Consider the following 7,475-nt stretch of genomic DNA (forward strand, 5'->3'; position numbering starts at 1 on the left):
CACGACCGATCGCGCCGCGATAAAAGGTCGCCAGGTCGGCGATGTCATAGAGTGCGCTGGCACGCTTGGATTGCTCCGCATCGAGATCAAGTTTCGTCAACGCCTCGGCGGCGGGTTTCATCTGATCCCAATCGGCCGTTCGAATCAGCTCCTGGACCGCTTCGATCTTGGCCTGATTGGCGGCGACACGCTCCGCCGTCATGGCGGGCGTGGGATTCGGGGTCGCCGTGGGAGTAGGAGTGGAAGGCGTCGAGCCGGTCGCCGGCGGTTCGGGGGTCATCGGCGTCTCGGGAATCGACATCCCGACCGGCGGCATCATGTTCGCCGGCGTCGGACTGGTCTGCGTCGGACTGGTCTGCGTCGGACTGGTCGGCGTTGGACTGGTCGGCGTTGGTGTCGGACTGGTTGGTGGATCGACGTTGTTTGACTCGCTACCAGAATTCGTCGTCGCCGCGCTGTTGGGTTTGCGCAGCGAATCTGCGATCCCGCTGGCGGCCACCTCGCCGAGCACGCCATCGCGGTCGGCTGCGGTGGGAAGCGGTCGATCCGACTCGGGCCTCGGCTCGGCGACCACGACGCCGTTGTCTGCGGGCAGACCGTCCGGACGCAACGCGATCTGCCCACCCTGGGTCAGGAATTGCAGCAGGCCGATGATTGCCCCCAACATCACCAACACAAACACGCCGAACAGAAACAGTCCGGTCTTCTTGCGGCGACGTTTCTTTTTCGGTTTCGGCGGCGCCCACGGGATCGGCGCGTTTCCACTGGCCGGTTGACCGCCCGGTTGACTGGCGGTGGTGGGATCCGCAGCCGTTGCCGGTGTTCCCAGCGGTGGTGTGCCCAGCGCCGGCACGGCTGCCGTGGGCGCGTTGCCGCTGCGATCGGTCGCCGGAGTCGCCAAGCCGGGGGGCACCCCCAGCACCGCGGCGGCGCGAGTGGCGGGCGCGCCGTCGGTCGAAGATCCGGCAGCGGAGGTGGGCAGCGGTTTGGAACGGGGCAACAGTGACGCCAAGGGATCGTCCGGCTCGGCCGCAGTAGCAGACGCGGTGCCGGAGTCAGTGCTCGGCCCGGATTCGCGTGCGGTCTCGACCGCCACGCCCAGACTGGCGTCCAGTGCGCGACGTTGCTGTGGATCTTCCAACTGTTTTCGCGCCGCTTCGGCGAGCTTTGCCGCCTGTTTCCAGACCAGCGGATCGGCGGTCGGCTTGGATTGCTTCAATCCCTCGTAAACGCGTTGCATCGCCGCGGTGATTTTCGCCGGGTCCGATTCTCCGCTTTTCAAACCGAACACTTGATAGGCGTTGGGTTTGTCGGCCGACGTGCGAATCGGCAACAGGTCGGAAAGTTTCGATGCGGACATTTCTTCGAGGGCAAGCGGGGATCGGGCGTGTCGTCAGATCATTCTAGCCCGCTCGGGGCAAACTGGCATTGTCGAATTGCCAGATCCAAAATCCCCAGACAGACTAAATTGGGAACGAGTTCGTGCTGGGCTCGCATGTAGGGCGAGATCGTTGCTGCGTCCCCGCCGCTGAGCACGATCCGAAAGGCACCGTCTGCATCACCGTTTTCGTGTGCATGGCAGGATGGGGATAATCCCGCGTACTCCCGTGCCAGTCGTTCGACGCCTCCGACGACGGCCGCCAGCACGCCCAAACGTATCGCTTGCCGGGTGTTGGTCGCCGGAGCCATCGCCCCGGTCCCGTCGGGGGCGGTTTCCAGCGTCGCTTGCTGGAGTCCTTCGGTTCCCGTCACCAGTGCGGCATGTTGAAGCCGAATCCCCGGCAGGATCGCCCCACCGACAAACACCGGCGGAGCATCGGGAGATGGGCGGACGCAGTCGACCGTCACGGCCGAACCGGCGTCGACGACGACCAGCGGCGGATCGAAACGGTTGGATGCGGCATAGGCACTCAGCAGACGATCGATTCCGACTTTCTCCGGCGCGTCGACTCGAATTTGCAGCGGGACATCGTGGCTGGACAAGTGACGCCAATCCACTTGCCGCGGACCACCGGCGGTTGACGGTGCGGATTCCCAACAGCCGCAGACGGCATCATGCAACGGACGGCTGGCGGCGTGGTTGACCGTCGAAACCCGCCACGAAACTTCCGACCGGCCGGTCTGCTGCTGCACCCAGCGACAGACCTGTTTGTCCCATTGCGGCTGGTCCAATGGAAACGTCTGGTAACGCAACGCGTCGTCGGGGGCACTGGAATTCACTGCGCCGGCGAGCAGCTCGGAGGTGTTGGCCAGCGCGACTTTGATCGCTGAGTTGCCGACATCGATCGCAGCAATCGTCTCAGCCGGCGTCACGGCGCATCCTCATCCGAGGTGTCGACGACGGTATCAAAGTCTTTGGCTTGATGCTCATTGGAAAGCTGTGCGGTCGCACCCCGCAGGTGCGGCGGCACTTTTCGTTTTTCGGTCGCGAGCTGGGATTCCCGCAACACCGGAACGTCCTCGCCGGCTTCCAACTGCGCCTTGCGACGCTGTTGGACCCGCGTCATCACCGCTTCGGTAAACTCGTTCAAACCGGCTCCGGTCATGGCGCTGATCAGCAGCACGGGCCGGTCGGTTTCTTCGCGCAGCCGCTCGGCGACCTCGGCCGCCTGCGGCATCTCACTCTTGGTGACGACCAAGATTTCGTCGCGATCGGCAAGTGCCTGGTCGTACTGCGACAACTCGCTGCGGATGGCTCGGTAGTTGTCCAGCGGATCCGACTGGTCGGACGGTTCGGGTTCGACCAGATGGACCAGCAAGCCGGCGCGTTCGATGTGCTTGAGGAATTCATGTCCCAGGCCCAGGCCGTCGCTGGCCCCTTCGATCAGTCCCGGGATGTCGGCCAAGACAAAGGAACGTGCTTCATCGAGTTCGACGATGCCCAAGTTGGGATGTTTGGTGGTGAAGGGGTAGTCGGCGATTTCTGGGCGGGCACTCGTGATCCGGCTCAGCAGCGTGCTTTTCCCCGCATTGGGTTTGCCGATCAGGCCGACATCGGCGATCGAACGCAGTTCCAGGATGACGCTGCGGACTTCACCCTCTTCGCCACGCTGAAATTCTCGCGGCGCCTGATTGGTGCTGCTCTTGAAATGGGCGTTCCCCTTGCCGCCCTTGCCGCCGCGTGCGACGACGAACGAATCGCCGTGGTGTTTCAGGTCTTTGATGACAAAACCCTGCTCGGCGTCGATCACCAGGGTCCCCGGCGGAACGTACAGCGTCTGGTCCTCGGCCTTTCGCCCATGGCACATCGCCCCCTGGCCTTGCCGTCCGTTGCCCGCCCGAATGAACTTTCGATTGGCAAACGCGGCCAGCGAATTGACCCCCAACCTGGCTTCCAGAATCAGGCTGGCGCCGTGCCCGCCGTTGCCACCGTCGGGGCCCCCGCGCGGAATGTATTTTTCGCGGCGCATGCTGGAGCATCCGTCCCCGCCCTTTCCGGCGTGAAGTTCAATTTGGACGCGGTCGACGAACATCGTTGTGATTAGCGAGAGTGGGAAATAGAATCCATCACTCTAACATGGCGGGGCCGCGCATCGCAGTGACCCCACAGCGGTTTTCGACGATTTCAAAGTGGTGCAGCAGATGTCCGGCGGTGAGCCAAGCGACGGCACGCACGCTCACCCGGTGGCCGGCGACCGTTCCCGAGCCGTCCCAAGCGCGGGGGGAAAGCCGCTGCAGCAGCCCCAGATTCGCTTTTCTCAGATCGCCCAACTCGGCGGCCAGGCAAGAGAAATTGCCCAATCCGAACCGGCTGGCGGCGGAGACGTTTTCGTCCCAATTGGGTAACGTGGGCCCGCTGCCGTCGGCCAAACACATCATCCGATAGCCGAACATTCGCTCAGCGTTGGCGCAATGCTCAAACACTTGCCGGATCGTCCACTGGTAAGGGGCGTGGATCCGGTCGACCTGTTCGGTGCTGATGCTGCTGGCCAAGTCGCAGATCCAATGCAGTTGGTGTCGCAGAATCTTGATCGCGCAGTCCCCTTTGACGCGGGCAATCAATTGACCGTGATACTCACTGTCAAATTCCTCGGATTCCGGACGGCGACTTGCAAGACGATTCATGGGGCGGTGTTTCCGTGCGAGGGAGGGTCGAGCAATTGTTGCAGGGCAATCGCGGTCGACGCAATCGCCTCTCCGTCGATCGTATGCGGCCCAAAGAAGGGGTGGAATTCGAGGTCGACGTCGGCCGCGACAAGCAGATCGCGCAGTCGTTCGGCGGACGGGAACGGCAGGATCGGGTCCTGGGTTCCGTGCGACTGGTAGACACGGGTCTTCTGTAGACGCGACAACGATTCGGTCCAACCACTCTGACAGATCACCGACCCGGAGAATTGGATCAACAATTCGGGTGCCGGAATCGGGCCGCGAAGGGCCGTGTCCATCGCCAACATGGCACCTTGCGAAAATCCTCCCAGTGCGAACCGGATCGCGTCGACATCACAGCCCCGTTGCTCGGCCAGTTCTTCGCGGGCGGCGTTGACCAACTGCGACAGTGCCCTGCGAGACTCCTCCAAACCCGGTGGGGTTTCGTGGTGCAGCTCATCAAATTGCTGCGCTTGGATCGCGTCCATCATGCGAGCCATGTTCAGCATCCACCAGGCGCGTCCCGATGGCAGCCCCAGTTCGTCCAGGCTGTGCGGGGCGATCGGGAAAATGAAGCGAAACTTTTCGGCGGATTCCCCGAGCGTCTCGGCCCACTCGCCGGCGATTCCGACCAGGTCGCTGCCGGGAGCGCCGTAGCCGTGGCAAAGGATGACCAGTGCCGCAGGCGTTTGAGCCTGGCCGGCGTCGATCACGTAGCTGTCCAGTGACCCGTAGCGTTTTTTCCGTGGTTGGTTCATGAAGCGTTTGTCGGCGAGCAGTTCCAGTGGACGCCCGAGAGTCTAACGCTCCGACCGGCCGGCGAGTAGCTACTCGATCGGCCCATCCGATTTCAACGAATGGTAGCTGGCGATCGTCAGCTTGTCCGCCTCGGTTTTACCGCTGGTCCAAATCACGCTGCCGCCGCCGCTGGGCACGTCAAAACCATTGTTGACGTATTGATCGCCGTTGGCATCGTACAACGCTTGCACCGACCCGTCGGCCATCAAGCAGTTGGCGATGCCGTTGTGCAACGGCATGATCCCGCGATAGTCCTGGCGGGTGTAAAAGTTCAGCTGCTTGTACCATCCGGCGGTCCCGACGCGGGATTCACCTGCCGAAAAGGCGGGCGTCTTCAGGTAGTTCGGATTCGGCGTCTCGGGGACGCCGTCGCCGTCCAAATCCATTTGCAAGGTGCTGCCGATCGGGCCTCCCACAATCGGTGTGGTGTACAGGCTTCCCGCCGGCAGCCGGTCGCCGATCGATGCGCTCAGGTAACCCGAGGGCGTGGCATCGCAGAGCAGGGGGACCGTCGACAGGGGAGCCCGAGAACCGTCCAGGTATTGCGTTTCCAGTGGCCCTTCGGTCACGTTTCTGCCACGCGGGTCCATGTCGGGGCACGCGGGATTGACCCGCGCAAGGTTCCCGTCGGGGCCCAGATTGAATTCCGTCCGCAACATGAACCAGGACGCGGCGTAGTTGGTGTTGTAGCCCTCGTCGATCATTTTTTTCTTGACCAGCGCGGTGCGTTCGGGCGTCTTGGGTGGAATCGCCTCGTTCGCGATTTTTCGCGCGATGTTAGAAACCACCACCCCGGACGAATCGGTGTACGGTTCGCTGCCCAGACGCTCGGAATCCTGGAAACAAGAGTTGGCGACGAAATTCGACAACGGCAACGCGACCATCTCCTCGACGGCTTTGCTGCTCCGCGCCGAATTGCTCGGGCACAGCATCTCACCGGGCAGAATGCCCCGCGTCACCAAGTCGGAAACCCAGCCCACCTCCGTCGGCACGCCGTCACGTTTGAAGTCGAAGCTCCCCGAGCAGAACGCGCCGCTGGGCGTTTGCGTGCTGCGGGAAATCAGCCCGATTCCGAATTGACGCAAATTGGATTGGCACGCGGCCGAGCGCGCCGCCTCACGCGCCTTGCTGAGCGCGGGCATCGCCATCGACGCCAACAGCCCGATGATGGCGATCACGACCAGCAGTTCGATCAGGGTGAAACCAACTCGCGACGTTGAACGTCCCACCTGTTGGGCTCTCATGGATCCCGCCTTGTAATTCAATGTGTTCTGACAGAGTAAAACCTATCGGAGAAAGTGGATGCTCGATTCAGTCACGACAATGCCAAAACGGTTCTCTCATGGCTTCTTCACAGCTCCTTCACGCTTCCCTCTCTTGAACTTCTCGGCACGACTGCAGGCCGACTGCGAAACGGACGTGCGGCGCTGTTCTGGCAATTGGGTTCAAAAAATGGGTTGGTCAAAAAATCAAGCAAGAAAACAATGGTTCCCCACGTTCTTCCGACGCTCCAACTTCCATTTTTTGACCAACAAATCTTTTGACCCACCTTCCACTGACGAAGACTGACTCGATCTGTCTTTCCAACGCCAATTTCAAGACCATCAAACTCGGCGAATGAAACTGCTAGACTGCTTGCGTCATGACACAAATCGAGAACAAAAACGAGATTGCGGCTCAGTGGCGTCTCAGTCGCACCCAGCTCGAATCCATTCAGCTCAGCCGGCTCAACGCGTTGTTGCGCGTCGCCATTGAAACCCCCTTCTATCGCGACCGCTTTGGCTCGCTCCAGCTCCCGCTGCGATCGCTTGACCAACTGTCCGAGCTGCCGTTGTTGAACAAGTCCGACCTGGTCGCACCGTCGCCTGGCGATCCCGGTCGAGTGTTTTGCATGCCGCGCGAGTCCTATTCGCGGTTTCATCAAACCAGTGGTACCAGCGGCCACCCGATGCCGGTGCTCGATACACAGCAGGATTGGCAATGGTGGCTGGATTGTTGGCAACACGTTTTGCATGCCGCCGACGTTCGCGGCAGCGACGTCGCCATGATGGCGTTTTCCTTCGGACCGTTCATCGGGTTTTGGACCGCCAGCGACGCATTGGTCCGCGCCGGAGCGTTGGTGATTCCCGGCGGCGGCATGTCCAGCGAAACGCGTCTTCAGATGATTCTCGAACAACGTTGCACGGTCGTCTGCTGCACCCCGACCTATGCGTTGCATCTGATCGCCGTTGCCGAAAAACTGTCCATCGATTTGACGCAGTCGTCCGTTTCGCGATTGATCGTTGCCGGAGAACCGGGCGGCAGCGCCCCGGCGATTCGCTCGCGGATCCAGGCAGGCTGGAACGCAACGGTGATCGACCACAGCGGTGCGAGCGAAATCGGTGCCTGGGGATTCGGAAGCCACGACGGCACCGGACTGCACGTGATCGAGACCGAATTCATTGCCCAGCGACTGTGTTTCGACGATGCCTATCCCAACGGACGCCCTGCCGGCGAAGGCGAGGAGGCGGAACTCGTGCTGACCGGACTGGGACGATACGGCGGTCCGGCCATCCGCTATCGAACCGGCGATATCGTGCGGGGCTACCAGC

General features: G+C 62.0%; 7 protein-coding genes. 1 reads left to right on the forward strand and 6 read right to left on the reverse strand.

From position 1 onward, the window contains the following. From ABX749_RS15045 to ABX749_RS15070, 6 genes are all read right to left on the reverse strand, one after another. On the reverse strand, nt 1–1,360 hold a 1,360-nt coding region (locus ABX749_RS15045), incomplete at its 3' end, for a hypothetical protein (protein ID WP_372896693.1). A gap of 38 nt (nt 1,361–1,398) precedes the next feature. Beyond that, on the reverse strand, nt 1,399–2,313 hold the full coding sequence (locus ABX749_RS15050) for a type III pantothenate kinase (RefSeq protein ID WP_372896694.1): 915 nt from the start codon (nt 2,311–2,313) through the stop codon (nt 1,399–1,401). Continuing rightward, nucleotides 2,310–3,473 (reverse strand): GTPase ObgE, encoded by a 1,164-nt coding sequence (gene obgE, locus ABX749_RS15055; protein ID WP_372896695.1) that lies wholly within the window; start codon nt 3,471–3,473, stop codon nt 2,310–2,312. Before obgE ends, ABX749_RS15050 begins: the two co-directional genes overlap by 4 nt. Nucleotides 3,474–3,507: 34 nt before the next feature. Beyond that, the gene (locus ABX749_RS15060) at nt 3,508–4,065 is read right to left on the reverse strand and encodes a DinB family protein (RefSeq protein WP_372896696.1); all 558 of its coding nucleotides are present in this window, start codon (nt 4,063–4,065) and stop codon (nt 3,508–3,510) included. Beyond that, entirely contained in the window at nt 4,062–4,844 is a 783-nt protein-coding gene (locus tag ABX749_RS15065) for an alpha/beta hydrolase (protein WP_372896697.1), read from the reverse strand. The genes ABX749_RS15060 and ABX749_RS15065 overlap by 4 nt, the downstream gene beginning before the upstream one ends. Before the next feature lie 69 nt (nt 4,845–4,913). Further along, complete coding sequence (locus ABX749_RS15070) at nt 4,914–6,128, reverse strand: DUF1559 domain-containing protein (RefSeq protein WP_372896698.1); 1,215 nt, start codon at nt 6,126–6,128, stop codon at nt 4,914–4,916. A gap of 398 nt (nt 6,129–6,526) precedes the next feature. Between ABX749_RS15070 and ABX749_RS15075 the strand changes: the two genes are divergently transcribed. Further along, on the forward strand, nt 6,527–7,475 hold a 949-nt coding region (locus ABX749_RS15075), incomplete at its 3' end, for a phenylacetate--CoA ligase family protein (protein WP_372896699.1).

Source organism: Stieleria sp. (assembly GCF_041595215.1).
Lineage (GTDB): Bacteria > Planctomycetota > Planctomycetia > Pirellulales > Pirellulaceae > Stieleria > Stieleria magnilauensis.